Here is a 26,697-nt window from a genome sequence, read left to right on the forward strand (position 1 = left end):
CCCCCTGTCCGCCGCCGGGCCTGCCTCCCGGCACCTCCGCGGCCCCAAGCCCCACACAGCCAGTACCTCCAGAAAGAGAGTCACTCCATGGCCACGATGAAGTCCCTCCGGACCGGTGGACAGAACAAGATCGACGTGGTGGATGTCGAGCGTCCCGTCCCCGGACCGAAGGACGCCCTGCTCCGGATCCGCGCCTGCGGCATCTGCGGCACGGACACCGCCTTCCTGCGCATGGGCGGTATGCCCGCCCGGGCTCAGGCCGGCGGGGAGATGGTCTCCATCCCCCTCGGCCACGAGCCGGCAGGCGAGATCGTGGAGGTCGGTGCCGAAGTGACCGGTCTGAAGGCTGGTGACCGCGTCGTCGTCAACCCGCAGGGCGCACCCTCCGGCATCATCGGCTGCGGCGGCAAGCACGGGGCCATGAGCGAGTACCTGCTCATCGAGGACTGCGTCGTCGGCCAGAGCGTCGCGGTGGTACCCGACACGGTGCCCTTCGACGTGGCCGCACTGAACGAGCCGATGGCGGTCGCCCGGCACTGCGTCAATCGCTCCGAGGCGAAGCCGGGCGACAAGGTCGTCGTCTTCGGCGCCGGGCCCATCGGACTGGGGGCCACGATCTGGCTGAAGCTGCGCGGTGTGCAGCACGTCGTGGTAGCCGACCTCATCCCCGAGCGGCTGGAGACCGCGCTGGCCGTCGGCGCGGACGCCGTGATCAACTCCGCCGAGGAGGACGTAACCGCCCGTCTGACCGAGCTGCACGGCGAGGCGGCCAACGCGCTGGGCCAACCGCGAGCAGGCACCGACATCTACATCGACGCGGCCGGCGTCCCCGCCGTCTTCAACGCCACCGTCGACGCCGCGAAGTGGGGGGCCAAGCTGGTCATGGTCGCCGTACAGAAGAAGGGCGCCGGCATCGACCTCGGCGGGATGCTCCGCAGCGAACTCACCCTCATCGCCTCCCAGGGCTACCCCACCGAGATCTTCGAGGTCACCGCCGAACTCGTCGAGCACCACGAGCGGTTCGCCCGGCTCATCAGCCACAGCGTCCCCTTCACCGAGGCCAGCCGCGCCTTCGAGCTCGCCCTGACCCCCGGAGCGGCCGAGAAGGTCGTCGTCACCTTCGACGGCCGGCCGTAAGTGCCCTGCAAGACGTCCGAGTTCCTGCCGCCGACCGGAGACGGCGGCAGGAACCCAAGACGGCCTGCTGCCTCAGCCTGTGCCTCGCGGGGCAGGAGTGGTGCCTCTGTCCGCCGCCGTCCGCAGCACATGCCGTTCGACAGGATCAGGGATCGATCCGGCAGCACCTCAACCCGTTCCGTCAGCGGTCAGTTGATTCGCCCCCCAACCCGGTCACCTCGCCGGACAGGAACCCACCCCATGACCAACCGCCTGCGGCAGTACCTGCGCAGCCATCCTCGTATCATCGACGCGGCACTAGCCGCCGCGGTCTTCGCCTTTTCCTTTCCCGGTGCCGTGGTCACACTCCCGGGCCATGAGCTCGGGGTCCCGTGGTGGCCTGGCGTGCTGCTGGCGGGTGTCTCCTGCACCGCTCTGCTGCGGCGCCGCAGCCATCCCCGGTCCACGGTCGTGCTGGCCACGCTCTGTGCCCTGGCCATGGCCGTTCTGGGCCATGTCCTCACCGTCCTGCTTCTGGGACCCCTCATGATCGCGCTGCACGCGCTGGCCGTCGGCACCGACCGGAAAACCGCCAACACCTTCACCTTCACCGGTATCGCACTGCTCGCGACCACCTCACTGATCGCCGGCTCCGCCGACGAACCGCTGGTCCTGAAGCTGATCGGACCCGCCGCCTGGCTGCTGCTGCCCACCGCGCTCGGTACCGCGAGCCGGCTGCGGGCGGCGTACCTGGAGGCCGTACAGGCCCGCGCCGAGCATGCGGAACGCACCCGCGAGCAGGAAGCGCGACACCGCGTCACCGAGGAGCGCATGCGCATCGCCCGGGACCTGCACGATGTCGTCGCCCACCATCTGGTCCTGGCGAACCTCCAGGCCGGTGCGGTCGCCCGGGCCCTGCCCGACCAGCCCGAGGAGGCCGGGCGGATCGCCGCGGACCTCTCCGGCACCACCACCGCGGCCCTGCGCGAACTCAAAGCCACCGTCGGCCTGCTGCGCGCCGCGGACGACGCCGACAGCCCCTTGGAGCCAACGCCCGGGCTCGCCCAACTCCCCGATCTGACCGAGTCGTTCAGGAAGGCCGCCTCGCAGTCAGCGTCACCACCGAAGGTCAACCGCGGCAGCCGTCCGCCGGTGCGGATCTCACGGCGTATCGCATCGTGCAGGAGGCACTCATCAACGTCACCAAGCATGCCACCGCCCACTCGGCCGAGATCCGACTCACTTACTCCCCCGACCGGCTGAGCATCGCCATCACCAACGGCACGGGTACCGGACCAGCCTTTTCACCGGCCCCGGACAGCGGCTACGGCCTCATCGGTATGCGAGAGCGTGCCCTCTCCGCGGGCGGCCGCCTCCGTGCGGGCCACCGGCTCCAAGGCGGCTTCGAAGTCGTCACCGAACTGCCTCTGCACCCCTATGGGGTCGACCCGGCCCCGGCGACATGACAGCCGGACACGACCATCCGACATGACCGTCCGCCCCTGCCGACGGGTCTCCGGAAACTAGAGGGTCCCCTCCCCCGGTCCCCCTGCCGGTGCGGCACCGTCAGGGGAACGACTGAGGGGACCTGGAGCCGCCTCAGCCGATCTTGAGCTGGTCCGTGCCGTGCCCGATGTGCGCGACGACGAGTCCGGCGGCCGACACCTCGGCGTACTCGGCGGTGTGATAGCGGAGGACGTCACCGGCGTCCGGGCCCTTCTTGGCCTCGACCGTCCAGCGCAGCTCGCGGAAGAAGAACCACCTTGGCCCGGTCTTTCATGCACTTCCTCCTTGTGAGGCCGGGAGACCCCGGACGGGTGGGGGGCGACCACATGCAATCGAGCCCCGCTGACCTGTTGCGGTCAGGTCGCCGACAAAAGGCAGACGTGACGTAGATCACGCGATCGAGGGCGACCGGATCGCGCGATCCCGCCCGAAAGAGCTTGCGTAACTCAAGCAATCCTGTCTATGGTTGCCTAACTCAAGCAACCCTGCTCGTCCGACGGAGGCTCTTCCCCATGTCCGACACCCTTGCCCGACACGCCAAGGCCGGGCCTTCCGCCCAGCCGAGGTCGAACGCCGTGGTGGCTGTTCTGGCCTTCGCCGGGATCGTGGTCGCGCTGATGCAGACGCTGGTCATCCCGATCGTTCCCGAGCTGCCGAAGTACCTGGACGCCTCGGCGTCGAACACCGCATGGGCGGTCACCGCCACCCTGCTCGCCGCCGCCGTGGCCACTCCGGTCGTCGGCCGTCTCGGGGACATGTTCGGCAAGCGCCGCATGCTGCTCGTCAGCATCGTGCTGCTGATTTCCGGTTCGGTCGTCTGCGCCCTGAGCGACTCGCTCGTCCCGATGATCATCGGCCGGACCCTGCAGGGCCTGGCAGCGGCCGTCATCCCGCTCGGCATCAGCATCATGCGTGACGTACTGCCCGCCGAGCGGCTCGCCGGCTCCACCGCACTGATGAGCGCCTCACTCGGCGTGGGCGGCGCGCTCGGCCTGCCCTCGGCCGCGTTCATCGCCGACAACTACGACTGGCACGTGCTGTTCTGGACCTCCGCCACCCTCGGCGTCGCCGCCCTCGCGCTCGTGCTGCTGATCGTGCCCGAGTCGACGGTCCGCACCGGCGGCCGCTTCGACCTGCTCGGTGCCCTCGGCCTGGCCGCCGCTCTGGTGTCCCTGCTGCTGGCCATCTCCAAGGGCGGCGACTGGGGCTGGACCAGCGGCACCACCCTCGGCCTGTTCGCCACCGCGCTCGTGGTCCTCCTGATGTGGGGCCGGTACGAACTGCGCATCTCCCAGCCGCTGGTGGATCTGCACACCACCGTCCGCCGCCAGGTGCTGTTCACCAACCTCGCCTCGGTCGCGCTCGGCTTCTCGATGTTCGCCATGTCGCTCGTCCTGCCGCAGGTCCTCCAGCTGCCCGAGGCGACCGGCTACGGCCTCGGCAAGTCCATGCTGGCCGTCGGCCTGATCCTGGCCCCGCAGGGCCTGGTGATGATGGTCATGTCCGCCGTGTCCGCGGGCATCACCAGGGCGAAGGGCCCGAAGGTCACCCTCATGATCGGCGCGATCATCGTGGCCGGCGGCTACAGCCTGAGCATTGTGCTCATGTCCGAGGTCTGGCACATCACGCTGGTCGCCTGCATCATCGGCGCCGGCGTCGGCTTCGCCTACGGCGCCATGCCCGCCCTGATCATGGGCGCGGTGGACCCGTCGGAGACGGCCGCCGCCAACAGCCTCAACACCCTGATGCGCTCCATGGGCACGTCGTTCGCCAGCGCCCTCGCCGGCGTCATCCTGGCGCAGATGACCACCGACTTCGGCGGCTATCCCCTGCCCTCCGAGAACGGTTTCAAGACCGTCATGGCCATCGGTGCCGGTGCGGCCGTCCTCGCCTTCTTCCTCGCCTCCTTCCTCCCGCGTCAGCGGGCCGCCTCCGCGTCGGCCCAGGTGGGCGAAGGCTCCGCCGAACCGGCGGAGGTCTCCGGGGCGAAGTCCTAGCACGCACCAACCACGCGCGTATGCGGCCGGTCTCCGGCCGCGTATTCCACCCAGCCCAACCCCTCGGTCGACCATCAGAAGAAGCCGACGAGAAGGAGAACAGCCAATGGCCACGTACGTCCTGGTCCACGTTGGCCCCCACGGCGGCTGGTGTTACCAGCGCGTCGCGAGGATCCTGCGGTCGGCCTGGGCGAGCGTGCGCACCTGCTCCGCCCCGACATCAACCTCGGCCTCCACATCAGAGACATCACCGCGGTACTGGAGTACGAGGACCTCCGCGACGTGATCCTGGTGGGCCACAGCTACGGCGGCATGGTCATCACCGGCGCCGCCGACCGCGTCGGCCACCTCGTCTACCTGGACGCCGCCACACTCCTGAACGGCGTGGAACTCGTCCTCTTCCCGGAGACGGGGCCGATGCCGTACTGCGGGGTGACCGACCCTGGCGATATCGCCTGGCTGCAGCCGATGCTGACTCCCCACCCCTGCCAGTGCATCGAGCAACCGCTGCGGCTGGAGAACGAGGCGGAGCTGTGGGAGATCCCGCAGACCCACATCGTCTGCACGGCGACCCTGCCCGGCCGGAAACCCGGCACGCATGGAACAGGCGCGCGCGGCGGGCCGGCCCTGGGACATCGACACCGGCCATGACCTGATGATCACCGAGCCCGCGGCCGTCGCCGACCTGCTGCTGCCGGCGGCGACCGCATGACAGACATGACCAGTCCAACCAGTTTCCCCAGTTCCCGACAGTGAGGAGTTGCCGATGACGACAGCCGAGTCCCATGAGCCCGTGAGGTCCGCCGAGCCTGAGAGCTGTACCACCGCTGGCCGGGTGCGCGGGCGGTGGGAGGGCGGCCTGGCCGTCTTCCGCGGCATCCCGTACGCCGCACCGCCGGTGGGTGAGGCACGGTTCCAGGCCCCCCGTCCCGTGCCCGGCTGGGACGGGACGCGGGAGGCGCACGCCTTCGGCCCGCCGCCCCCGCAGGAGGCGGCGTTCCAGGGCAGGACCGGGGCTCCAGACCTGCCCGGGGGCGACGACTGGCTGACGGTCAACGTCTGGACCCCCGACCCGGGCCCGACCGACCGGCGTCCGGTGATGGTGTGGATCCACGGTGGCGCCTACAAGCTGGGCTTCTCCGGCAGCCCCGGCTACGACGCCCGCCACATCGCCCGCGACGGCGACCTGGTCGTGGTCACCCTTAACTACCGGCTCGGCATCGAGGGCTTCGCCCACATCGACGGCGCCCCGGCCAACCGCGGCCTACTGGATCAAGTCGCCGCCCTGGAATGGGTGCGGGAGAACATCGCGGCGTTCGGCGGCGATCCCGGCCAGGTCACCGTCTTCGGTGAGTCGGCCGGAGCCGGGTCCATCGCCGCGCTGCTGGCCATGCCGCGCGCGGCGGGGCTGTTCCGGCGGGCCATAGCCCAGAGTGTGCCGGGCACGTACTTCTCCGACGACTTGGCCCGGGACATCGCCACCGCCCTCGCCACCGAGGCGGGCCTGCGGCCCACGGTGGCCGGCCTGGCCGGGGTGGACCCGCGTCAACTGCCTGCGGCGGGCGAGATCTTGGGCGCCAGGATGCGCCAGTACGAGGACCGCTGGGGGCAGCTCGCGCGCACGCAGTCTCTCTTCTCACCCGTCGTCGACGGCGAGGTGCTGCCGGCCACCCCCTGGCAGGCGCTGTCCAACGGCACGGCCAGAGACGTGGAGCTGATCATCGGACACAACCGTGACGAGTTCCGGCTCTTCGTCGCCCTTTCCGGGCAGCTCGGGAAGATCGGCGACGACCAGGCGACCGAGGCGCTGCGTGTGTTCGGGCCCGGCCCGGACGGAGAACGGGCCTACCGCGAGGCGTTCCTGGGCGCTTCCGCCGGCGAGCTGTACGAACTCGTCCAGACCGACTGGCTGTTCCGTATGCCCTCGCTGCGCCTGGCCGAGGCCCAGGTCACCGGGGGTGGCCGCGCACACGTGTACGAGCTGACCTGGCAGGCCCCGGGCAACGGCGGCGCCTTCGGCGCCTGCCACGGTCTGGACGGCACACTGCTGTTCGGCACCTTCGACGCCCACCTCGGTCCTCTGCTGCTCGGACCGGAACCCTCCGCCGAGGCCCGGTCGCTGTCGTCCCGCTTCCGCGCCACCTGGACCGCCTTCGCCACCACGGGCGACCCGGGCTGGCCCGCGTACGATCCCGACCGCCGCCTGGTCCAGGTCCTCGACTCGGATCCCGTGGTCACCGCCTACCCGGAGGAGACTTCCCGGCGCCTGTGGCAGGACCACGACTTCCCGGCACTGCCACTGATCAAGTAACAAAAGTGGCAGGGCAGGGCCCTGCTGTAGCGAATTTCAGGGGCTTGGGAGGACGTGCCGGTCTGGTGGACGCCTGCGCAACAGCGCCTACCACGCTACCGGCCATGGTCTCGGGCCTGGACAGCGGTCATCGCGGTTGCCTGTTCTCTGATCTGCCGACACCGCCTGGCGGGCCACTGCATCAGGAGCTCCGAGGCCAGCCAACGGTCGCAGCGTTCGTGCCGAGCCCCCGACGGTCCCGCAGGGTCCGCCGTCCGGAGGCTCGGCGCTGTTCGTCGCAGACCGTGCACGACCTGCGCGACGGGAAGCTGATCAGAGCTCACGTCACCCTCCTGGAAACGGCGCTGGTGCCGCTGGGCCATGCGGTCGGCGAGGTGGTCGGACAGGTGCTGTCGCAAACCCACCGGGACCGCGGGGTGGACCTGCGCACCGGGGTGACCGTGACCGCGGTGACCGAGGACGAGGTGCGGCTCGCGAATGCGAACTCGTCGAGGCCGACGAGATCTTGGTCGTCATCGGCTCGCTGCCGCACACCCCGAGGCGGCGCACGTGTGCGCGGCCGGTGGCGTCGGCCGCTGGTCCAACCCACTGTCCGCGCGCCGGTTCGTGGCCGCCTGCCGCACCGGCTACCGGCTCACCGGAGCCCTCGCGGTCGGCATGCTGCCCAGGGGGATCCAGTACGTGAGAGCTGCCAACGCAGTGGGCTTCGGGACGCCCCGGAGCCCACGGTGTAGCCAGCTACACCCTCGGTTCGGGAGTGCGCTTCCTCGTACGAGTGAGCGGGCGACGGCATCGTTGGACCCAGCTGATCCCAGCTGACCCCAAAGGTTCATGGCTCCCCCATCCGGAAGGAAAACCCATGAAGTCGCTGCTCTCGTCGAAGCCGGAGATGAGGTGCGAGGCGCGGCGCACGGAGCGGATGGGGACCGACACGGTCGATGCACAGCGGCCCCCGGCTACTCCCGGTCCGCTCGCCTCCTTCGCCCGTTTCGTACTGTGCGGCGGCGGTGTAGGGGTCGCCTCCAGCGCCGCCGTGGCGCTGCTTGCCGGGGTGATGCCCTGGGCGGCGGCGAACGCGCTGATCACCGTCGTCTCCACGCTTCTGTGCACGGAGCTCCACGCCCGTTTCACCTTCGGGGCCGGGCCGCGTGCCGGATGGCGCGAGCACTGGCAGTCCGCGGGGTCGGCCACGGCAGCCTACGCAGTGACCTCCACCGCGATGCTCATCCTGCACATGGTGGAGTCGTCGCCCGGGGTGATCGTCGAGCAGGTCGTCTACCTCAGCGCCTCCGGGCTCGCCGGATTCGGGCGCTTCCTGGTGCTGCGCCTGCTCGTCTTCGCCGCCTGCCGGCCCCGGACCACGGTGCGGGCGCAGGGCCCGGCGCCTGTTCAGAAAGCGAGCACGACGGTGTCCTGGCCCATCCCGGTTCCGGCGTAGGCGAGGGATCTGCCGTCGGCACCGACGAGGCGGACGGCACCCACGAGGCCGCAGCGGGAAAGGCACACGTCCCGTTCCCACCGCAAGCCGCCAACTGGCATCGAAACACCGCGGACCGACTACCGCGGTCATGCACAAACCCCATCGAGGAAAGGACACTTCCATGGCCGCGAACCGCCGACGTGGACGCCGTATAGCCGCCATCACCACCACCGTGGCCGCAGTCACGCTGACCGCCGGACTCATCACCAGCTGCGACAATGCCGGCGACTCACTGGACTGCTTCCAGAACGCCGACACGATCGCCGACAGCCTCAGGGCAATCCATAAGGCCGGCCAGGACGCTGCGAACGACCCGTCGCGGACCGCCGAGTCCATCGACATCATCGACAAGAACCTGGACAAGATCAGCGACAAGACAAACACCGACAAGGCCGACAAAGCGATCGACGATCTCAACAAGGCGATCGCGGACTACAACAAGGCCATTTTGAACGGCGACACCAACCCGGACTCCAGCAAGATCGACGACGCGGCCGACGAACTGACGGACATCTGCACGCCGTAAGAGGTCCTCATGGCTTCGAAGCGAGCGCGAGTGCCGGACGCCGAGTCCGGCACTCGCGCGGGCGGTGACCAGCACATCTCCCACGATGGAAGTGCGTGAGGCAGCGCCATTGCGCTTACTCAGCGGCACTGGACAGTTCACTCGGATGCGCCCAGCGTTCACTCATGCCATCAAGCAGCCGCTGGATCTCGCCGAAGCCGGGTGGAGAAGGCGAAGTGAACGGCAGGTGCGCGCCGTTCGGCCTCCGCCTCCAAGTCGCGGTCGAAGGGCTGGACTTGACCGCGCCGCACCCACAGCAGCCCGCCAGACGCCAGGGGGCGTGAGGGTGCACAGGAGCCTTTCGGCTGGGTCACAGGGTGCGACCCAGGAGGTCCAGCAGGGCCGTCCAGTGGCGTTCCGTCGCCCCGGCGTGGCACATGGCAGTGTCGGCCTGGGTGAAGCCGTGGTGGGCACCGGTGCAGACCTCGCTGCGGTGGCGGACGCCTGTGGTGGTGAGGGCCTTGTCGAGGCGGTCGATCTACTCCGAGGGCAAGGTGGAGTCATGGTCGGTGTGGCCGAAGTAGAGCTCCGCGGTGATGCGGTCGGCAAGCAGGTGAGGGCTGTCCAGTGCCTCGGTCGCCAGGTACGCGCCGTGGAAGCAGGCCGCGGCAGCGACCCGATCCGGGTGAGCACCGGCGGTACGCAGGGCCAGAGCGGCACGCATGCAGTAGCCGGTGAGGCCCGCCGGGCCGTCGGTCGCCAGGGGGGAGGCGGCCAGCCGGTCTAGGTGGGTACCGGCGTCCCGCATGGCCGCCTCGGGGGTGAGTGTCTCCGCGGCCGGGCGGAGGCTCTGGATGATCTCCGGGCGCCGGCCGGGTTGACGTGGCTGGCCGGACACCTCCTGCTGGTACGCCAAAACGGTCGCGGTACGCGCCGCTCTCGCCTGCACCCGCAACCGGGTGACGCCGTAGAAACCACCGCGCAACCGTCACCAGGACGCACCCCACCCGCCCACATCGACTCTGTTGTGGACTTCGGCGATCTTGTCCAGCGGCTACAGGTCCGCGACCTTGGCCATGAGGAAGCCGATGGCGGCCGCAGCGGTGAGATCGCGGGCCGCCTTGCGTTTCGCTTCGGCGGAGAAGTCGTCGCTGCCAGGCAGGCGCAGGATGACGTTGTTGAACAGCAGGGTCCAGAAGGGGACGCGGGGCCGGTGGTCGCGGGTGGCACAGGCGGCGAGCGCGTCGTCCAGGTCGGGGTCGCCGGGCAGGGACACCTCGACGATCCTGTGCACTCCGCCTCTCCCCATGGCCCTATGGCTGGCTGAGCTGTTTTCCAGCTCATGGGCACCCGTTGCAGTCGGTGACGGCCTGGGCTTGAGGAGGCTCTTGCCGCACGACGGCATCCGGACGCATCCCGGGGCCCAGCCGTCCCGCTGACCGGGACACATGACAGCCGCGCCGACAGTTCAGTTCGTCCGTCCGCGGCAGCGACAGCGCAGGTCGCAGCGGTGACGTGAGCTGCCGCGCGCCAGCCACGGACCCCAAGGCCCCATTATTCCGCAGCCGCATTGATTGTACCGACCGGCAGGTCTATCTTTCGGGCAGCCGACATCGTGCCGCACATCCCCACTCACCCACCTGGGCCAGAGCCGCTCTCTGGCACCTCCGCACACCCACGGAAGGCCACCGATGTCCCAGACACAAACCACTCCCCTGCCTGCGCCCGAGAGATCCCGGTCGACCACGCGCAACGCGCTCGTCGTCGTCGCGCTCGTGTGGACCGTCCAACTGGTCGCGCTGATAGCCGCGTTGTCCGGCGTCGCACAGGCCGACGTGGCAATCCACTTCCGGACCACGGAGATCGCGTGGTTCACCCTGATGACCTTGCTGACCGGCACATTCGTTCTGCCGTTCGCGGTCAAGGCAGCAGCCCTGTTCGGCAAGAAGAAGGTCCTGCTCGTCGCCACCGGGCTCGGCTTCGTCGGCGACCTCATCGCCGCCGTCGCCACCGACTACCGCACTCTGCTGATCGGGCGCGGCATCGCGGGCGTCTACGTGGCCACCGCGCCGCTGGCCTATGCGATCACCCGTGACGTCTTCCCGCGCCGCTGGGTCGGAATCGCCAGCGGCATCCTCGCCGGTGGCGTCGGTCTCGTCGCCTTCGGCGGGCCGTTCCTGTCCGGCTGGCTCCTGGACGACTACGGATTCCGCGGCGTGCTGTGGTTCATGGCCATCAGCACCGCCGTGAGCTTCGCCCTGGTGGCTGCCTTCGTGCCCGAGAGCCCGGTCCGTGAGAGGGGCGGCCGGATGGACTGGATCGGCGGACTCCTCCTCGGCGGAGCGGTCACGGCGATCGTCTACGCCGTCGGCCAGGGCTCGCACTGGGGCTGGAGCAGCGGAAAGTTCGCCGCGTACATCGTCGGGGCGCTGATCGCCCTGATCGCCTTCGTGCTCATCGAGCGACGGGTCGCCGAGCCCCTGTTCCCGCTGGCCATGACCCGGCGCCGCCAGGTGTGGACCGTCCTGCTGGCCACGTCGGTGGCGGCGGGATCGCTCAGCGCCGTCGGCGTCGTGATCCAGATGCTGATCCTGATGCCGAAGATCCCGAGCGTCTCCGAGGGCCTGGGCTGGTCCGGCACCCACAACGCCATCGTCACCAGCCCCATCAGCGCAATGATCATCATTGCGGCCGTCGGCACCGGCTGGCTGGCCCGCCGGGTGGACGCGCGCGTCCTGCTCGGTGCCGGCTCCACCCTCACGGTCCTCGGCTACGGCATCGGCACCCAACTGCACCACAGCGCCCCACAGATCGTGGGCATGGGTCTGATCGCCGGGCTGGGCACGGGCATGGTCATGGCCATCGTGCCAATCATGATCATCGAGGCGGTAACGCCCGAGGAACAGGCCCTGGCCAACGGTGCCCAGACTCTCGGCCAGGGCGTCGCCCAGATCGTGGTCTCCCAGCTGGCCTTCGTGGTGATGGCCCAGCACGGGGCGGTCATGCACAGCACCCAGTTCTACCTCGACACCGGTTTCACCAACGGTCTGTGGCTCGTGGTCGGGTGCTGCGCCCTGGGCGCCCTGCTCGTCCTCCTCATCCCCAGGAGCAAGCGCCTCGACGAGGTCGAGGTCGGCCAGGCGGCCTGACCCCACGGCCTCGGCGCGCACCGCACGGGACCGGCTCCGCCCGCTTCGCCCTCCGTGCCCCGTCAGGCGGGGAGGACGGAACACGGGGCCGGTCCCGTGCCGCTTTCCCTCGCCGCGTACCGCTCCCCCACCGCTCCACGGCCGATGCCGCACGGCATGCGGAGCACGGACCGTGGCCCTGATCAGACCGGCTTCACCGGCGACCGAGCAGCCATGCTTCCCGACCGGCTCGCGCCGGAACGCCGGTTCGCACCGGCCGTTCCCGAACCCCCTTCTGCGGGACGCCCTCCTTCGAGCGACAACCCTTCGATCACACAGCCCGAAGGCCGGGCGCTCCGCCCGGCCTTCGGCCATCACCCTCCATGCCACGGCGCCGCGGCGACACGCCCCCTCGGCGTGTCGCCGCCACCCGCCTACGAGTTCGCGGAATCCGCGGCTGGCGCGAACTGGTGCTGCAGGAACGCGCCCGACCACGCCATCAGATCCGACGGCACGTAGTAGCCCTTCTCGTCGTTGACGGCGTCCCAGTTGCCCGCCACGTCCTCGATGGTGGCGGGGCCGCCCTGATGGACGTATCCCTCGGTCGAGGCGATGAAGAGGCGCGCGAAGCGGCCGGCGCCGGCCGTGTAGATCTCGCCGCTGACCGGGCAGCTCTCGTGGGCGAGATACGCCACCATCGGGGCGACCGCGTCGGACGGCATGTACGGCTGACCGGGGACCGCCTCCGCGGGCTCCTCCTCGGGCCCGCCGCCCATGCGGGTCATGGCCGCCGGCGCGATCAGGTTGACCTTGATGTTGTGCGGCTCGCCCGCCAGCTTCGCGCTGCGGGCGAGTCCGATCGTGCCGCCCTTGGCCGCCGCGTACGACAGGTTGTTGGGCAGTCCGAACACACCGCTCGACGTCGTCAGGACGACCCGGCCATAGCTCTGCTCCACGAAGTGCGGCCAGGCGGCGCGCATCGTGTTGAACGAGCCCACGAGGTGCACGGCGAGGTGGTGCTCCAGGTTCTCCGCGTCGACCTCGGGCAGGCCTGCCCATCGGATGATCCCAGCGTTGTTGACGAGGATGTCGATGCGGCCGAAGTGCTCGATCGCGGTGTCGATGATGGCCTGTCCGCCGGTCGTCGTCGAAACGTCGTTGGTGTCGGCCACGGCCTCACCACCCGCTGCGGTGATCTCCTCGACGACCTTCTGCGCGGGGCTGACGTCCGAGCCGTCGCCCTCCATGGACCCACCCAGGTCGTTGACGACGACCTTCGCCCCGCGCGCCGCGAGAAGGCGGGCATGGGCCCGGCCGATCCCCCGGCCGGCGCCGGTGATGACCGCGACGCGTTCTTCGAAGCTGAACTCGCTCATGCCTGACTCCTGTTGTACTGCAGGTGTGGTTAGGGATGCGGGCCCCGCCCCTACGGAAGGGACCCGCGGGTCAATGGCGGGGCGTCCCTGTCACCAGGTCACCGGCAGCTCGCCGATGCCGAAGGCGAGCGCGTCGGCCGGACGGAACGCGAGCTCGTCGCGGTCGACCGCGAGGCGCAGGGTCGGGATGCGCCGGTAGAGGGTGCCGTAGACGACTTGGAGCTCGATCCGGGCCAACTGCTGGCCCAGGCACTGGTGGACGCCCCAGCCGAAGGCGTGGTGGTGGTTCGCCTTGCGGGTGAGGTCGAGCTTCTCCGGCTCGGGGAACGCCTCCGGGTCCCAGTTGCCGGCGGGCAGTGGGACGACGATGCCGTCGCCGGCCTTGATCTGCGCGCCCTCGAACTCGAAGTCCTCGGCGGCGATGCGCCGCTGTCCGAAGGTCGCGACGGTCAGATAGCGAAGGATCTCGTCGACCGCGTTCGCGGCCTTCCGGGTGTCCTCTGTCTCACGCAGCCGCGCGATCTCGTCGGGGTTCTCCAGCAGTAGCGCGGTGCCCAGCGTGATCATGTTGGCGCTGGTCTCGTGACCGGCGATCAGCAGGATCATAGAGAGAAGGGTGGCCTCGGGAAGGGTGAGATCGCCCTCCTTGATCCGCGCCGCGAAGTCCGAAAGCACGTCCTCGGCCGGCTCGTCCATCTTCTTCTGCAGCAGTCCGGCCAGATAGCCGCCGAGCGCCTGGTTCGCCGCGTTCTGCTGCTCGGCCGTCTTGTCGCTGCGGGTGGCGAAGGAGGCGTGCTCCTGGAAGAAGTCGTGGTCCTCGTAGGGCACACCGAGCAGCGCGCAGATCATCAGCGAGGGCAGCGGCAGCGACAGCGCCGTCACCAGGTCCACAGGCTTGGGGCCGGCGAGCATCTTGTCGATGAGCTCGTCGGTGAACCGCTGGATGTCCGGCCGCAGGGCCTCCATGCGGGGGCGGGTGAACGGTCGGGTCATCATGCGGCGGATGCGGGTGTGGTCGGCGCCGTCGGCGTTGAAGATCGTCAGCGGGTGGTGATGGGCGGTCGCCGCCATGGCCTTGTTCGGGTACGGGAATCCCGCCCGTTTGTCGTCCGAGCTCACCCGGGGATCGGACAGGATGGCACGCTGCGCCGCATGGCCCGTGACCAGCCACGGGGTGCTGCCGTCCCAGATCCGGGCCCTGGTCACGGGACCCTTCTCGTTCAGGGCGCGCAGCCCGCGTGGCGGCGCGAACGGGCACTTGGCGTCCCGGTCGTCCTGGTAGAAGTACGTCGGCTCGTCGTTGGCGTGCCGGGTGTCTTCCTCGGCCATGGATTGTTCCTCCGGTGATGGGATGGGGGGAAGGGATGACGTTCGGGGGCGCTATTCCCCAATACGGATGGCCAGGGCGGGGCACACCGCTGCGGCGTTGCGGACGTCATCGGCCAGCTCGGCCGGCGGGTTCTCGTCGAGGAGGATGACGATGCCGTCTTCCTCGCGCTGGTCGAACACGTCCACGGCGGCGGCCACGCACTGTCCTGCGGCAACGCACTTCTCTTCGTCGACGATGACCTTCATGGTTCACTCCTGGTGGTTCCGGGGTGGGGGGTGGGGTGGTTCAGGGGGCGGTAGCGAGGGCGTCGACGATCTCCTGTCGGCGCAGGCGGGTCTGCTTGGGCATGTTCCAGCCGAGGACGCCGGTGACCCGGCCCTCGCTGCGATACTGGGCGACGAAGCGCCGGGCGGCCAACTCTCCCTCTACGACGTCTACTTCGGCGTCGGCGGGCAGGAAGCCGTGGACCTGGAGCTTGGCGTCGAACTGGTCGGTCCAGAAGTACGGCACCGGCACGTACGGCTGGTCGTCGCCGAGGATGTTGGTGGCGACCGCTATGGCCTGCTCGGTGGCGTTGGTCCGGTTCTCCAGTCGCAGGAGGCGGCCGAGATGCTCGTGGTGCCAGCGGGCCACGTCGCCCACGGCGTAGATGCACTCCGCTGCGCGGCAACGCGAGTCGCACACCACGCCGTTGTCGAGTTCGAGGCCGCTGTCCGCCAGCCACTCGGTGGCCGGGGCGGCGCCGATGGCGACGACCACGACGTCGGCCGGCAGCTCTTCGTCGGTGGTCAGCCGCACACCGGTGACCCGCCCCGCCTCGGAGGTGAAGCCCGCGACTCCGGTGCCCAGTCGCAGTTGTACCCCGCGCTCGCTGTGCAGCTCGCCCAGCACGCCCGCGACCAGCGGGCCCACCTGGAGGGCCATCGGCGCCGCCAGCGGACCGGTGAGGGTGACGTCCAGGCCCTGGGTGCGGGCGGTGGCGGCGATCTCGGAGCCGAGGACGCCCTCACCGACGACCACGACGCGGGAGGCGCCGAGCAGCTCCTTGCGCAGGGTGAGGGAGTCGTCGAGGGTGCGCAGGACGTGCACGCCGGACAGGCCTTTCTGGCCGGGCAAGGTGCGCGGCCGTACACCGGTGGCGATCACGATCGCGTCGGCCTGCAGCTCACGCCCGGAGGCGGTCACCACCGTGCGGGTCGCCGTGTCCAGGGAGACCGCCGGGTCGCCGAGGACGAACTCGGCGTCCAGACCGTCGAGCACGTCCTGCGTGCGCAGGGCGGCCCGGTCCGGTTCCCAGGCTCCGGAGAGCACCTGCTTGGACAGCGGCGGCCGGTCGTACGGTGCGTGCGTTTCATCGCCGAGCACCGTGATCCGGCCCTTGTAGCCCTTGCGGCGCAGTGCCTCCACGGTGGTCAGTCCGGACGCGGAGGCGCCCACCACCAGGACGTGGCCGGGGGCCCTGACGTCGTCCTCGATGCTCATTCGTGGCTCCAGTGCAGCGTTGGTGCGGTGTTCGGTGCGAGAGGGACGGAGTGGTCAGTAGACGTAGCGCCCGCCGTTGACGCTGAACGTCTGGCCGGTCACGTAGCCCGCCTCCTCCGAGGCGAGGTAGGCGACCGCGTGGGCCACGTCCGCGGGCGTGCCGGCCCGCTTCATCGGCATCGTGGCCGCGGCGGCCTCCACGTCGATGGGGCCTTGGCGCACCAGCGGGGTGTCGATGAACCCCGGCGGGACGTGGTTGACCGTGATCCCCTTCTCGATGTACTCAACCGCCAGCGCCCTGGTGAGGCCGATGACGCCGCCCTTGGAGGACGCGTAGTGCGCCATGGCCGGTGCGCCGGTCTGGGCGGACGAGGAGGAGATGTTGATGATCCGGCCCCAGCCGGCCTCGAGCATGTCGGGGACCAGCTCCTGGGTGACCAGGAACGGGCCCTTGAGGTTGATCCCGATCATGCGGTCCCAGGACGCCTCGCTGATGCTGGTGAAGGGCTCGTAGGCGGTCGTCCCCGCGTTGTTGACCAGGATCGTGACCGGTCCGAGCTCCTCGCGGGTGCGCGCCGCGGACCGAGCCACGGCCGCGGCGTCGGCCGCGTCACCGGCGACCGCGACGGCCGTGCCGCCTGCCGCCTGGATCTCCGCGGCGGTCTTCTCGGCGCCCTCGGTGTTCAGGTCCCAGACCGCCACGGCGGCCCCCTTCGCCGCGAGCACGATCGCGATCCCGCGTCCGATTCCCCGCGCGCCGCCCGTGACGACCGCGACCTTTCCCTGCAGTGACATGTGCGCTCCTCGTGTGCTTTGGTGTGCGGTGCCGGCGACCGACGTCCCGGCCGATGGCCGTGCTCAGCCCTCGAGCGCCTCGCGGGCGGCAGTGCGCGCGGCGACGGCCCGCGGGAAGCCGGTGTAGCCGCTGGAGTGGTAGATGACCTCGGCGATCTCGTCCTGGGTGAGACCGTTCGTCAGCGCGATGCGGACGTGCGTCTTCAGCTCGGTCTCCGCCCCGAGGGCGATGAGGATGCCGAGCGTGACCAGGCTGCGATCACGCGGGGCGAGGCCCTCCCGGCCCCACAGCGCCCCCCAGACACTGGTGAGACCGATGTCGACGAGCTCCTCCCCGAGGCGGCCGTCCCGCAGGTCGACGTCCCCCTCGGGAAACACTCCCGGCAGGGCGGCCCGCATGGCCTTCCAGCCCGCGGCCCGCAGATCGGTGGTTTCTTCGACGGTCTTGTCACTCATGACTGACTCCCGTTGCGCTGCTTCGCGTCCCTGAGCGAAAGTTAGACCAGACGGTCGGTACAATCAATCTCTCAGGCGAGATTCACATCCATTGAATGAATCCAACCCCTCCTCTACTCTCACCTCAATATTCGACTGACCGGTCGACATATGAATCAAGGCTCACGCGGGAGAGCACATGAGCGAAACGACGAAGACCGGCCCGGCGGACCAGGGCCTCGAAGGCCTCGTTGACGTTCTGGTCATCGGCGCCGGCGTCACCGGCATCTACCAGCTGTACCGGGCCCAGGAAGCCGGGTTCTCGACGAAGCTGCTCGAAGCCGGCAGCGGTGTGGGCGGCACCTGGTACTGGAACCGCTACCCGGAGGCGCGCTTCGACTCCGAGAGCTACACCTACGGCTACCTGTTCTCCAAGGAGCTGTGGGAGGAGTGGGAGTGGTCGGAGCGCTTCGCCGGTCAGCCGGAGATCGAGCGCTACTTCAACTACGTGGTCGACCGGTTCGACCTGCGGCGCCACATCTCGTTCGGAGCGAAGGTGGCCTCGGCGGTCTGGGACGAGACGACCGGCACCTGGACCGTGACCACCACGGACGGCACCGCGGTCCGGGCACGGTTCGTCGTCGCGGCGACCGGCAACCTGTCGGTGCCGTTCATCCCGGGGATCCCGGGACGCGAGGACTTCCGCGGCGCGCAGCACCACACCTCCCGCTGGCCGAAGGTCCCCGTCGACTTCACCGGCAAGCGGGTGGCCCAGATCGGCACCGGATCCAGCGGTGTGCAGATCATCTCCGCGATCGCGGACGACGTGGCCCAGCTGACGGTCTTCCAGAAGGACGCCGACTGGCTCACGCCGCTCAACAACGGGCCGATCACGCCCGAGGAACAGGCCGAGCTCAAGGCGAACTTCGAGTCCATCCGCGAGACACTGAACACCTCGCCGAGCGGGTTCCTCCACCAGATCGCCATGCGTTCGGGCCTCGACGACAGCCCGGAGGAACGCCAGGCGTTCTACGAGGAACGGTGGAACGGGCCCGGCTTCACGAAGCTGACCGAGCACTACATGGACATGCTGTTCAACGAAACCGTGAACGCGGAGTGGTGCGCGTTCATGGCCAAGAAGATCCGCAGCATCGTCAATGACCCCAAGACGGCGGACAAGCTGATCCCCAAGGGCCACGGCTACGGCGGACGTCGGCCCCCCTTCGGCACCGGCTACTACGAGACGTACAACAAGCCGAACGTCTCCCTCGTCGACATCAACACGACGCCGATCACCCGCATCACCGAGGACGGCATCGAAACCGCCGCCGGTGTCGAGGAGTTCGACATCATCATCTGGGCGACCGGCTACGACTTCGGCACCGGCGCCCTCAACAGGCTCGGTGTACAAGGCCGCCAGGGACTTCCGCTGAAGGAGTACTGGTCGGACGGCCCGCGCACCTACCTCGGGGTGGCGACGGCCGGCTTCCCGAACTTCTTCTTCCCCGGCGGGCCGCACGGAGCGACGGGCAACAATCCGCGGTACGCCGGCGACCAGGTGGAGATCGTCACGGACGCGCTCGTCCACGCGCGCGACAACGGATACGACGCCGTCGAGGTGTCCGAGACCGCCGAGACGGAATGGACGGACAACATGAACAACAGCAAGATGTCTTCGTTCCTCGAGAGCAGCTACTTCTACGGGGGCAACATCCCCGGCAAGCCGGTCAAGCAGCTGCTGAACCCGACGGGCCGGTGGGCGCTGCAGGAGGCGATCACCGCCATCAAGGGGAACGAGTACGCGACGTTCGTCTTCTCCAAGGCCGAAGCGCCCGACGCCTGAACGCCCGGACGCCCGTGCCGCCCTGGACGTGGGTGGCACGGGCGTCCGGATCCGTTGCTACGGAAGTCCTACGGCAGGAACGTCGTGACCCTGTGCTGGAAGAGCCACTTGCCGCCCGTCCGGCGCAGGGTGTCGTCGTAGCGTCCGACGAGCTGTACGGCCCAGCCCGACTCGCCGCGCTGGAAGAACGCCAGGTTGCTGACCGCCGTGGCCTCCTCCTCGGTGAATGAGGTGACCACCGTGTTGGCGACCAGATGCAGCTGCGGCTGGGCCGGTGCGAAGGCCGCGAAGCCCTTCCTGATCGCGTCCCGGCCCTCGAACGTGGCCATGCCGGCTATCTCGGCGACGCCGTCCGGCGCGAAGAGCTCGGCGATGTCGTCGGTGCGGCCGGCGTCCAGCGCCTGCGCGTAGGCGCCGATGGCGGCCTGCACGCCGGCCGCGACCAACGCCTCGATGTCAGCAGAAGTCGTACTCATGTCTCTCCAAAGTCGATGGGGGTGGGGGTGCCGCTGGACCTGGTACGCCGTCTAGACCTGGTACGTCGTCTTCCTGCGCTGCAGCAGCCAGGTGCCGTCGACCCGGCGCAGGGTGTCGTCGTAGCGCCCCACGACCTGCGGCGCCCAGCCCGAGTCGCCGCGCTGCAGGAAGACCACGTCGCTCACCGCGGTCGCCTCGTCGGGCCCGGAGGAGGTGACGACCGTGTTGCTCACCAGGTGCAGTTGGGGCCGGGTGGGCTCCCAGCCCTTGAAAGCAGCGCGCAGCGCGTCGTGCCCCTGGAGGGGGTCCGTGCCCGGAAGCTCCAGTACCGCGTCGGATGTGTACAGCGCGACGATGTCGTCGGTGCGGCCGGCGTCCTGGGCCTGGGTGTGCGACCCGATCACGGCACGCACACCCGCCGCGACCCACGCCTGTGTGGATTCGCTCATCACTTCTCCAAGATGTTGACGTTTCGACCGCCCAGTCTATTACTCAGTATCTGGCAATATGAAGACCCGCGCCCAAACGTACAGATTTGTTGACCGCCCGGTACAATCCAAATAGCATGCGGACGACTGTCGACGGGGACTGTCGCCTAAGGAGGCGTTTATGATGACGAAGCGTTGGAAGCAGCGGCCGCCTGGTTCGACGTGGGGCGATTTCGGTGAGGACGACGAGCTGGGGCGCATCAACCTGCTCACCCCCGAGAAGGTCCTGCAGGGTGTCCGGGAGGTCGAGCACGGGATCAGCTTCAGCCTGAGCCTGCCGCTGGACTATCCGGGCGGCACGTCGCTGAACCAGCGCCGCTACCCGCCGATCCTGCGCCCCACCGAGGACCTCCAGCACAAGCAGGACGTCTTCTACAACATCAAGGCCAGGGAGCACTTCTCGCCCGACCTCATCGACGTGTGGTCGGACGACGTGGTCACCCTGTGGCTGCAGTACTCCACCCAGTGGGACGCCCTCGCCCACCAGGGCGCCGAGTTCGACGCCGACGGCGACGGGGTCGCCGAGGCGGTCTACTACAACGGCTACCGGGCGGACAGCGACCTCGTCGGACCCGCCGAGGACGCCAAGGGCGACGGCAGCGGAAGCCTGAGTTTCGCGCGGCACCTCGGCCTGGAGCACATGGCCCAACACGGGGTGCAGGGCCGCGGTGTCCTCATCGACATCGCCCACCACCTGGGCACCGGCTACCAGGCGGTCAACTTCCAGCAGCTCCAGGAGATCATGGCGGCGGACAACGTCGTGGTCGAGCCCGGCGACATCCTCCTGCTGCACACGGGCTTCGCCACCCAGGTCCTCGCCTGGGAGAAGAACCCCGACCCGGTCGCCATCCACCAGACGGCGGCCTACCTCGACGCGGACGACCCGAAGCTGCTCGAATGGGTCGCCGAGTCGCAGATCTCCGCGATCGCGTCGGACAACTACGCGATCGAGGCCGTGGGCGTCACCCAGGCCCAGGGCCCGCACACCCTGCTCCCGCTCCATCATCTGTGCCTGTTCAAGCTGGGTGTGCCGATGGGCGAGCTGTGGTACCTGAACGACCTCGCCGCCTGGCTGCGCGAGCACGGCCGCAGCCGCTTCCTCCTCACCGCTCCCCCGCTCAACCTGCCCGGCACCCAGGGCTGCCCGCTCACTCCGGTCGCGACCGTCTGACGGACGGGCGGGACCGGATCCGTCACCGGCCCTGACTGGTCCTGCCGATGAGGCGGGGCCGGCGGCGGACCACACAGGAGATGCCCCAGGACCTTGTCCTGGGGCATCTCTTCGTCCTACGGCCATTGACCGGTGGGCGCGCCCACCCCGGGCAGGCCCACCGGTCTATGGCTCACACCGCAGCGATCCGCCGCAGGGTGTCGGCGATGGTGTCGCGCGACGGCAGCCACAGCCGTTCCAGCGACGGGGCGTACGGAGCGGGCATCGCCGGCGCCGCGACCCGGGTGACGGGCGCGTCCAGGTGCCAGAAGCCCTCGTCGACGGCGAGGGCGGACAGTTCGGCGCCGACACCGAAATCCTTTACCGCCTCGTGCGCGATGACCAGCCGGTTGGTCTTGGCGAGGGAGGCGAGAACCGTCTCCCGGTCCAGTGGGGCGATCGTGCGCAGGTCGATCACTTCCACGCTCACACCCTCCGCGGCGAGCGACTCGGAGGCGGCCAGGGCCTCCTGGACCATCCGCGACCAGGAGACGAGCGTGATGTCGGTGCCCTCACGGACCACTTTGGCCCGGCCCAGCGGGATCAGGTGGTCGACCGGCGGCTGCGGGCCCTTCAAGCCATACTGCAGCCGGTTCTCGACGAAGACGACCGGGTTGGGGTCCTGGATGGCGGCGCGCAGGAGGCCGTAGGTGTCGGCCGGGTTGGACGGCATCACCACGGTCAGCCCGGGGATGTGCGCGAGCAGCGCCTCCAGGCTCTGCGAGTGCTGACTGCCCGAGGAGCGCCCGGCGCCGAACTGGGTGCGCACCACCAGCGGCATCGAGGCCCGGCCGCCGGTCATGAAGCGCAGCTTGGCGGCCTGGTTGAGCAGCATGTCCAGGGCGACGCCGATGAAGTCCATGTACATGATCTCGACCACCGGCTTCATCCCGGCCATCGCCGCTCCCACGGCCGTACCGAGGATCGCGCTCTCACTGATCGGCGTGTCACGGACCCGGCCCGGGAACGCGTGGGCCAGACCCCGGGTGAGCCCGAAGACGTTGCCGCCCGCGCCGACGTCGATGCCGGCGACGAACACGGTGGGATCGGCGGTGAGTTCGTGTTCCAGCGCGAGCCTGACGGCGTCCATGGAGCGGAAGACCTCGCCGCCGGCGGGCGGGGCGGCCGGCTCCGGCAGGGCGGGGCGGGGCGCCGAGACGAAGTCGTACAGGGTCTCGGGAGCCGGCTCGGGCAGGCTCCTGGCCCACTGCACCGCCGAGTCGATCTCCTTGTCGATCTCCTCGTCGACCGCGTCGGCCTCGGCCGTCGGCACTCCGGCGGCCGCCAGGTGCCGGCGCGCCACCAGCAGCGGGTCGCGCTCCTTGGCCGCGGCGACCTCCTCGGCGCTGCGGTAGCGCTCGGGGTCGCCTTCGTAGTGGCCGTGCCAGCGATAGGTCTCCGCCTCCACCAGGACCGGGCCGCCACCGCCGCGAAGCCGCGCCACCACGTCGGTCATCATCCCCGCCACCGCGAGCACGTCGTTGCCGTCGACATGCGCGTACCCGATCCCGTAACCCGCCGCGCGGGCCGACAAGGTGGCCCGGTGCTGCTCGGAGGCGGGCGAGAACTCCGAGTAGTGGTTGTTCTCGCACAGGAAGACGACCGGCAGGTCCCATACGGCGGCCAGGTTCACGGCCTCGTGGAACATCCCCTGGGCGACCGCCCCGTCCCCGAAGAAGGCCACCACCACGTCGCCGGCCTCGCGCAGCTTGGCCGCGGTCGCCACTCCGGCGGCGATGGGGAGTCCGGCGCCGACGATGCCGTTGGCGCCGTAGATGCCGAGACCCGGGTCGGCGATGTGCATCGAGCCGCCGCGGCCGTGGCAGGTGCCCGCCTCCTTGCCCATCAGCTCGGCCATCATGGACGCCGAGTCCAGGCCCTTGGCCAGCACGTGGCCGTGGCCGCGGTGGGTGGAGGTGATGCCGTCCCGGGGTCCGAGGGGCCAGCAGGCGCCGACGGCACTGGCCTCCTGACCGATCGACAGATGGAGGAAGCCGGGAATCTCCGTCGCCTTGTACAGGTCGGACGCCCGCTCCTCGAAGCGCCGGATACGGCGCATCCGCCGGTACATCTCCAGGAGCTGATCCGCGTGCGTGGCTCCTGTCGTGGTCTGCTGTGGTGCCTCAGTCGTCATGCGCGTCCTCGCATTGCTCGCGTGGGCGGCACGCGACCGCACCGCCTGACTCCTACTTTTAATGTACCGTCTGGTCTAACAAACTGTTCGTCGGCGGGGAGAGACGAAATGCCCAGACCACCGGGCCACGGGCCGGACTACGAGGTCCGGCGGCAGAAGATCATCGACGCGGCCGCCGAGCTGTTCGCCCGCCAGGGCTACGCGGCGACCTCCGTCAACGACCTGGGCCGGGCGGTGGGGCTCGCCAAGGGAGCTCTGTACTACTACATCGGCTCCAAGGAGAATCTGCTGATCGAGATCCAGTCCCGGGTGATGACCCCGCTGCTGTCCCGGGCCCGGGAGATCGCGGCCCTCGACGCGGATCCGCTGGTGCGGCTGCGGCTGCTGTCGGAGGCGCTGCTGACGACCATCCTCCGCAGGCTCGACCACATCTGGGTCTACGAGCACGACTACCGCAGTCTCACCGGCGACTACCTGCAGACGCTGCTCGGCCAGCGCTCCGAGTTCGAACGGCTGGTCAGAGGACTGCTCACCGAGGCCGTCGAGCAGGGCCGCTTCCGTACGATGCCGCCGCGACTGGCCACCCTGCAGTTCCTGAACCTGCACAACCACACCTACCAGTGGGTGAAGCCGGACGGCCGCTGGGACGCGGCCCAGCTGTCGCGTGAGTACTGCGGCACCCTGCTGCGCGGTTTCGGCGCGCCGGGCGCGGTCCTGCCGGACGTGGAGGAGGAGGCGGACGCGTTCAAGCGCGACCGCCCCGATCTGCCGCTCGATCCCGAAGCCGAGTGGCAGTCCGCCGAGGCGACCGGGTGACCGAGGGGCCCGCAGCGCACACCGCGGGCCCCTTCTCCTCTTACGCCTCCTTCACCAGCGCCCGGGCGATGACGTCGCGCTGGATCTCGTTCGTGCCCTCGCCGATCTCGAGGATCTTGGCGTCGGCGTAGAACCGCGAGATCTCCGACTCTCGCACGTAGCCGTAGCCGCCGTGAATCTGCAAGGCCTGGGACGCGGCCCGGTTGGCGACCTCGGAGGTGTACAGCTTCGCCATGGCGGCTTCCTTGCTGTACGGGCGGCCCTGGTCGGCGAGCCAGGCGGCGCGGTAGACCATCCACCGGGCGGCCTCGTACTCGGTACCGATATCGGCGATCTTGTGCGCCACCGCCTGGAACGAGGACAGCGGCCGGTCGAACTGGTGCCGCTCCGTGGCGTGTTTGACGGCCAGTGCGAGCGCGGCTTTGGCCAGGGACAGGCCCAGGGCGGCGACGCTGATACGGCCCTTGTCGAGGACGGAGAGGAACTGGCGTAGCCCGCCCCCCTCGTCGCCGATGAGGTGGTCGTCGGAGATCCAGCAGTCGTCGAAGACCAGTTCCCGGGTGTCCATGGCGTGCCAGCCGAGCTTCTTCAGCTTGGCCCCGTAGGTGTAGCCGGGGGTGCCGGTCGGGACGTAGAAGGTGGCGAAGCGTTTCCGCCCGTCCTCGTTCTTGCCCGTGGTGGCCAGCAGAGTGACGCCCTGGCTGATGTCGGTACCGGCGTTGGTGATGAACATCTTGGTGCCGTTGATCACCCAGCCGCCGTCGCGCCGCTGTGCCGTGGTGGTGATGCCCGCGGCGTCGGAACCGGCACCGGGCTCGGTCAGGCCGAACGCGCCGATGGCCTCGCCCCGGGCCAGCGGGGCCAGCCAGCGCTGCTTCTGCTCCTCGGTGCCGTAGGCCAGCAGCGGGAGGGTGGCGATGGTCGAGTGCGCGTTCCAGGAGGAGGCCACCGACTGGTCGGCGGCGCCGAGTTCCTCCATGACGGCGACGTAGGAGACGGTGTCGGAACCCGCGCCTTCGTACACCTCGGGCACGAGCATGCCCATCAGGCCGAGTTCGCCGAGCTTGGTGAAGATGTGGGTCGGGAACTGCTCGTTCTCAGACCACTCGGCCGCGTTCGGGGTGATCTCCTTGGCCGCGAACTCGCGGACCATGTCCTGCAGGTCCCGCGTCTCCTCCGGCAGGTCGAAATCCATGTCACAGTCCCTTCGGGGTCAGCAGCACCTTCAGGTGCCTTGCGCGGTCGGCTGCCAGGTCCGCGAAGACCCCGGCTCCTTCCGAGAGCGAGAAACGTCCGGTGATCAGGGGCGAGGCGTCCAGGCGCCCGGTGCTCATCAGGTCGATCACCCGGGGGATGTCGAAGTTGTAGCCGAGCGTGCCGACCACGGACCGCTCGTAGAAGACGAGTTGGCCCATGTCGAACTCGACGCTGCCATGGCCGACGCCGGCGAGCACGACCCGTCCGCCGCGCCGGACGGTGGCCACCGCCTGGGCCGCGAGCGCGGGGACACCGGTGGCGTCGATGACGACGTCCGGGCCGATGCGGCCGGTCTTCAGGAACACCTCACGGCGTACGTCGGTCTCGCGCGGGTCGAAGGCTTCGGTGACACCGATGTCGAGGAGCTTCTCCCGGCGTTCCTTCAGGGGTTCGCTGACATAGAGACCGGCGGCGCCCGCGAGGCGGGCCGCAAGGACGACGGCGAAACCGATGGGACCGCCGCCGACGACCAGGACGTTGTCGCCGGGCCGGACACCGGCCCGGGTGACGGCGTGCAGGCCCACCGCGAGAGGTTCGGCGGCGGCCGCCATCTCGTCGCTCACGTTGTCGGGCAGCCGGGTGAGGCCCGCGATCGGCACGGTGACGCGATCGGCGAAGGCACCGGGCGAGGCAAGGCCCACCGAGCCGCTCTTGGGGCATATGTGGTACTCACCGCGCACGCACCAGAAACAGACACCGCACCGCCACACGGGGTCGGCGGTCACCCGGTCGCCGATCGCGATGCCGGGTACCGCCCTGCCCAACGCGACCACGGTGCCGCTCAGTTCGTGGCCGAGGGCGAGGGGCGGCCTGGCACCGGTGAGCGGGTGCGGATCGCTGCGGATCATGTGCGGTCCTTCGAGGAACTCGTGCAGGTCGGTACCGCACACCCCGCACCAGGAGACCTCGACCACCGCCTCGTGCGCTCCGGGCTCCGGTGGGCCGGGGACATCCTCCAGCCGCAGATCGCGTGCGCCGTGCCAGCGCAGTGCCTTCATCCTCTCCACCCCT

At 69.6% G+C, this 26,697-nt stretch carries 24 protein-coding genes and 1 pseudogene; 12 read left to right on the plus strand and 13 right to left on the minus strand.

Annotated features, from left to right (window positions below):
- Positions 1-87: 87 nt before the first annotated feature.
- The 8 genes from ACGFZQ_RS43635 (at position 88) to ACGFZQ_RS43670 (ending at position 8,936) form a co-directional block, all read left to right on the plus strand.
- The gene (locus ACGFZQ_RS43635) at positions 88-1,137 is read left to right on the plus strand and encodes a zinc-binding dehydrogenase (protein ID WP_393845112.1); all 1,050 of its coding nucleotides are present in this window, start codon (positions 88-90) and stop codon (positions 1,135-1,137) included.
- A 240-nt stretch (positions 1,138-1,377) separates the two neighbouring features.
- On the plus strand, positions 1,378-2,379 hold the full coding sequence (locus ACGFZQ_RS43640) for a sensor histidine kinase (protein ID WP_393845113.1): 1,002 nt from the start codon (positions 1,378-1,380) through the stop codon (positions 2,377-2,379).
- The gene (locus tag ACGFZQ_RS43645; RefSeq protein ID WP_393845114.1) at positions 2,295-2,582 is read left to right on the plus strand and encodes a sensor histidine kinase; all 288 of its coding nucleotides are present in this window, start codon (positions 2,295-2,297) and stop codon (positions 2,580-2,582) included. Before ACGFZQ_RS43640 ends, ACGFZQ_RS43645 begins: the two co-directional genes overlap by 85 nt.
- A 552-nt stretch (positions 2,583-3,134) precedes the next feature.
- Positions 3,135-4,619 (plus strand): MFS transporter, encoded by a 1,485-nt coding sequence (locus ACGFZQ_RS43650; protein WP_393845115.1) that lies wholly within the window; start codon positions 3,135-3,137, stop codon positions 4,617-4,619.
- A 150-nt stretch (positions 4,620-4,769) separates the two neighbouring features.
- Positions 4,770-5,270 carry an alpha/beta fold hydrolase gene (locus ACGFZQ_RS43655; RefSeq protein ID WP_393845116.1) on the plus strand — a complete coding sequence of 167 codons (501 nt, stop codon included), beginning with the start codon at positions 4,770-4,772 and terminating at the stop codon, positions 5,268-5,270.
- Positions 5,271-5,385: 115 nt separating this feature from the next.
- A complete protein-coding gene (locus ACGFZQ_RS43660; RefSeq protein WP_393845117.1) occupies positions 5,386-6,930 on the plus strand; it encodes a carboxylesterase/lipase family protein in 1,545 nt (514 codons plus the stop codon).
- Between the two features lie 919 nt (positions 6,931-7,849).
- A complete protein-coding gene (locus tag ACGFZQ_RS43665) occupies positions 7,850-8,368 on the plus strand; it encodes a hypothetical protein (protein WP_393845228.1) in 519 nt (172 codons plus the stop codon).
- Positions 8,369-8,531: 163 nt separating this feature from the next.
- A complete protein-coding gene (locus ACGFZQ_RS43670) occupies positions 8,532-8,936 on the plus strand; it encodes a hypothetical protein (RefSeq protein WP_393845118.1) in 405 nt (134 codons plus the stop codon).
- 349 nt (positions 8,937-9,285) lie between these two features.
- On the opposite strand, the pseudogene ACGFZQ_RS43675 reads toward ACGFZQ_RS43670, so the two are convergent.
- Both ACGFZQ_RS43675 and ACGFZQ_RS43680 read right to left on the minus strand, forming a co-directional pair.
- Positions 9,286-9,903 (minus strand): annotated as a pseudogene (locus tag ACGFZQ_RS43675) (dienelactone hydrolase family protein); the annotation flags it as partial.
- A gap of 66 nt (positions 9,904-9,969) precedes the next feature.
- Positions 9,970-10,209, minus strand: coding sequence for a hypothetical protein (locus ACGFZQ_RS43680; protein WP_393845119.1), 240 nt, complete (start codon positions 10,207-10,209; stop codon positions 9,970-9,972).
- Between the two features lie 397 nt (positions 10,210-10,606).
- Between ACGFZQ_RS43680 and ACGFZQ_RS43685 the strand changes: the two genes are divergently transcribed.
- Positions 10,607-12,064, plus strand: a complete 1,458-nt coding sequence (locus tag ACGFZQ_RS43685) for an MFS transporter (RefSeq protein WP_393845120.1) — start codon at positions 10,607-10,609, stop codon at positions 12,062-12,064.
- 413 nt (positions 12,065-12,477) lie between these two features.
- On the opposite strand, the gene ACGFZQ_RS43690 is transcribed toward ACGFZQ_RS43685, so the two are convergent.
- From ACGFZQ_RS43690 to ACGFZQ_RS43715, 6 genes are all read right to left on the minus strand, one after another.
- Complete coding sequence (locus ACGFZQ_RS43690; RefSeq protein ID WP_393845121.1) at positions 12,478-13,419, minus strand: SDR family NAD(P)-dependent oxidoreductase; 942 nt, start codon at positions 13,417-13,419, stop codon at positions 12,478-12,480.
- Between the two features lie 90 nt (positions 13,420-13,509).
- A complete protein-coding gene (locus tag ACGFZQ_RS43695) occupies positions 13,510-14,748 on the minus strand; it encodes a cytochrome P450 (protein ID WP_393845122.1) in 1,239 nt (412 codons plus the stop codon).
- Positions 14,749-14,799: 51 nt separating this feature from the next.
- Complete coding sequence (locus tag ACGFZQ_RS43700) at positions 14,800-14,994, minus strand: ferredoxin (RefSeq protein ID WP_393845123.1); 195 nt, start codon at positions 14,992-14,994, stop codon at positions 14,800-14,802.
- Positions 14,995-15,034: 40 nt separating this feature from the next.
- Complete coding sequence (locus ACGFZQ_RS43705) at positions 15,035-16,231, minus strand: NAD(P)/FAD-dependent oxidoreductase (protein WP_393845124.1); 1,197 nt, start codon at positions 16,229-16,231, stop codon at positions 15,035-15,037.
- Positions 16,232-16,285: 54 nt separating this feature from the next.
- Entirely contained in the window at positions 16,286-17,026 is a 741-nt protein-coding gene (locus tag ACGFZQ_RS43710; RefSeq protein WP_393845125.1) for an SDR family NAD(P)-dependent oxidoreductase, read from the minus strand.
- 63 nt (positions 17,027-17,089) lie between these two features.
- The gene (locus tag ACGFZQ_RS43715) at positions 17,090-17,482 is read right to left on the minus strand and encodes a carboxymuconolactone decarboxylase family protein (RefSeq protein WP_393845126.1); all 393 of its coding nucleotides are present in this window, start codon (positions 17,480-17,482) and stop codon (positions 17,090-17,092) included.
- Between the two features lie 178 nt (positions 17,483-17,660).
- On the opposite strand from ACGFZQ_RS43715, the gene ACGFZQ_RS43720 reads away from it, so the two are divergent.
- On the plus strand, positions 17,661-19,304 hold the full coding sequence (locus ACGFZQ_RS43720) for a flavin-containing monooxygenase (protein WP_393845127.1): 1,644 nt from the start codon (positions 17,661-17,663) through the stop codon (positions 19,302-19,304).
- Between the two features lie 68 nt (positions 19,305-19,372).
- On the opposite strand, the gene ACGFZQ_RS43725 is transcribed toward ACGFZQ_RS43720, so the two are convergent.
- Positions 19,373-19,780, minus strand: a complete 408-nt coding sequence (locus tag ACGFZQ_RS43725) for a nuclear transport factor 2 family protein (RefSeq protein WP_393845128.1) — start codon at positions 19,778-19,780, stop codon at positions 19,373-19,375.
- A gap of 51 nt (positions 19,781-19,831) precedes the next feature.
- Complete coding sequence (locus ACGFZQ_RS43730) at positions 19,832-20,230, minus strand: nuclear transport factor 2 family protein (RefSeq protein WP_393845129.1); 399 nt, start codon at positions 20,228-20,230, stop codon at positions 19,832-19,834.
- A 160-nt stretch (positions 20,231-20,390) separates the two neighbouring features.
- On the opposite strand from ACGFZQ_RS43730, the gene ACGFZQ_RS43735 reads away from it, so the two are divergent.
- Positions 20,391-21,440, plus strand: a complete 1,050-nt coding sequence (locus ACGFZQ_RS43735; protein ID WP_393845130.1) for a cyclase family protein — start codon at positions 20,391-20,393, stop codon at positions 21,438-21,440.
- 172 nt (positions 21,441-21,612) lie between these two features.
- Here the strand turns inward: ACGFZQ_RS43735 and ACGFZQ_RS43740 are convergent, their stop codons facing one another.
- The gene (locus ACGFZQ_RS43740; RefSeq protein WP_393845131.1) at positions 21,613-23,613 is read right to left on the minus strand and encodes a pyruvate dehydrogenase complex E1 component subunit beta; all 2,001 of its coding nucleotides are present in this window, start codon (positions 23,611-23,613) and stop codon (positions 21,613-21,615) included.
- Between the two features lie 108 nt (positions 23,614-23,721).
- On the opposite strand from ACGFZQ_RS43740, the gene ACGFZQ_RS43745 reads away from it, so the two are divergent.
- Positions 23,722-24,429 (plus strand): TetR family transcriptional regulator, encoded by a 708-nt coding sequence (locus ACGFZQ_RS43745; RefSeq protein ID WP_393845132.1) that lies wholly within the window; start codon positions 23,722-23,724, stop codon positions 24,427-24,429.
- A 40-nt stretch (positions 24,430-24,469) separates the two neighbouring features.
- Here ACGFZQ_RS43745 and ACGFZQ_RS43750 read toward each other — a convergent pair whose 3' ends face one another.
- Both ACGFZQ_RS43750 and ACGFZQ_RS43755 read right to left on the minus strand, forming a co-directional pair.
- Entirely contained in the window at positions 24,470-25,624 is a 1,155-nt protein-coding gene (locus ACGFZQ_RS43750; RefSeq protein WP_393845133.1) for an acyl-CoA dehydrogenase family protein, read from the minus strand.
- A 1-nt stretch (position 25,625) separates the two neighbouring features.
- Positions 25,626-26,684: an alcohol dehydrogenase catalytic domain-containing protein gene (locus tag ACGFZQ_RS43755; RefSeq protein WP_393845134.1), complete on the minus strand. Its 1,059-nt coding sequence runs from the start codon at positions 26,682-26,684 to the stop codon at positions 25,626-25,628.
- Positions 26,685-26,697 lie beyond the last annotated feature (13 nt).

The organism is Streptomyces sp. NPDC048254 (assembly GCF_043201895.1).
Lineage (GTDB): Bacteria > Actinomycetota > Actinomycetes > Streptomycetales > Streptomycetaceae > Streptomyces.

Bases quoted from the DNA above. Each gene is read 5' to 3' on its own strand.
- ACGFZQ_RS43635 (WP_393845112.1), top strand. From the start codon at position 88: ATGGCCACGATGAAGTCCCTCCGGACCGGTGGACAGAACAAGATCGAC.
- ACGFZQ_RS43640 (WP_393845113.1), top strand. From the start codon at position 1,378: ATGACCAACCGCCTGCGGCAGTACCTGCGCAGCCATCCTCGTATCATC.
- ACGFZQ_RS43650 (WP_393845115.1), top strand. From the start codon at position 3,135: ATGTCCGACACCCTTGCCCGACACGCCAAGGCCGGGCCTTCCGCCCAG.
- ACGFZQ_RS43660 (WP_393845117.1), top strand. From the start codon at position 5,386: ATGACGACAGCCGAGTCCCATGAGCCCGTGAGGTCCGCCGAGCCTGAG.
- ACGFZQ_RS43665 (WP_393845228.1), top strand. From the start codon at position 7,850: ATGGGGACCGACACGGTCGATGCACAGCGGCCCCCGGCTACTCCCGGT.
- ACGFZQ_RS43670 (WP_393845118.1), top strand. From the start codon at position 8,532: ATGGCCGCGAACCGCCGACGTGGACGCCGTATAGCCGCCATCACCACC.
- ACGFZQ_RS43685 (WP_393845120.1), top strand. From the start codon at position 10,607: ATGTCCCAGACACAAACCACTCCCCTGCCTGCGCCCGAGAGATCCCGG.
- ACGFZQ_RS43690 (WP_393845121.1), bottom strand. From the start codon at position 13,419: ATGAGCGAGTTCAGCTTCGAAGAACGCGTCGCGGTCATCACCGGCGCC.
- ACGFZQ_RS43695 (WP_393845122.1), bottom strand. From the start codon at position 14,748: ATGGCCGAGGAAGACACCCGGCACGCCAACGACGAGCCGACGTACTTC.
- ACGFZQ_RS43700 (WP_393845123.1), bottom strand. From the start codon at position 14,994: ATGAAGGTCATCGTCGACGAAGAGAAGTGCGTTGCCGCAGGACAGTGC.
- ACGFZQ_RS43705 (WP_393845124.1), bottom strand. From the start codon at position 16,231: ATGAGCATCGAGGACGACGTCAGGGCCCCCGGCCACGTCCTGGTGGTG.
- ACGFZQ_RS43710 (WP_393845125.1), bottom strand. From the start codon at position 17,026: ATGTCACTGCAGGGAAAGGTCGCGGTCGTCACGGGCGGCGCGCGGGGA.
- ACGFZQ_RS43715 (WP_393845126.1), bottom strand. From the start codon at position 17,482: ATGAGTGACAAGACCGTCGAAGAAACCACCGATCTGCGGGCCGCGGGC.
- ACGFZQ_RS43720 (WP_393845127.1), top strand. From the start codon at position 17,661: ATGAGCGAAACGACGAAGACCGGCCCGGCGGACCAGGGCCTCGAAGGC.
- ACGFZQ_RS43725 (WP_393845128.1), bottom strand. From the start codon at position 19,780: ATGAGTACGACTTCTGCTGACATCGAGGCGTTGGTCGCGGCCGGCGTG.
- ACGFZQ_RS43730 (WP_393845129.1), bottom strand. From the start codon at position 20,230: ATGAGCGAATCCACACAGGCGTGGGTCGCGGCGGGTGTGCGTGCCGTG.
- ACGFZQ_RS43735 (WP_393845130.1), top strand. From the start codon at position 20,391: ATGATGACGAAGCGTTGGAAGCAGCGGCCGCCTGGTTCGACGTGGGGC.
- ACGFZQ_RS43740 (WP_393845131.1), bottom strand. From the start codon at position 23,613: ATGACGACTGAGGCACCACAGCAGACCACGACAGGAGCCACGCACGCG.
- ACGFZQ_RS43745 (WP_393845132.1), top strand. From the start codon at position 23,722: ATGCCCAGACCACCGGGCCACGGGCCGGACTACGAGGTCCGGCGGCAG.
- ACGFZQ_RS43750 (WP_393845133.1), bottom strand. From the start codon at position 25,624: ATGGATTTCGACCTGCCGGAGGAGACGCGGGACCTGCAGGACATGGTC.
- ACGFZQ_RS43755 (WP_393845134.1), bottom strand. From the start codon at position 26,684: ATGAAGGCACTGCGCTGGCACGGCGCACGCGATCTGCGGCTGGAGGAT.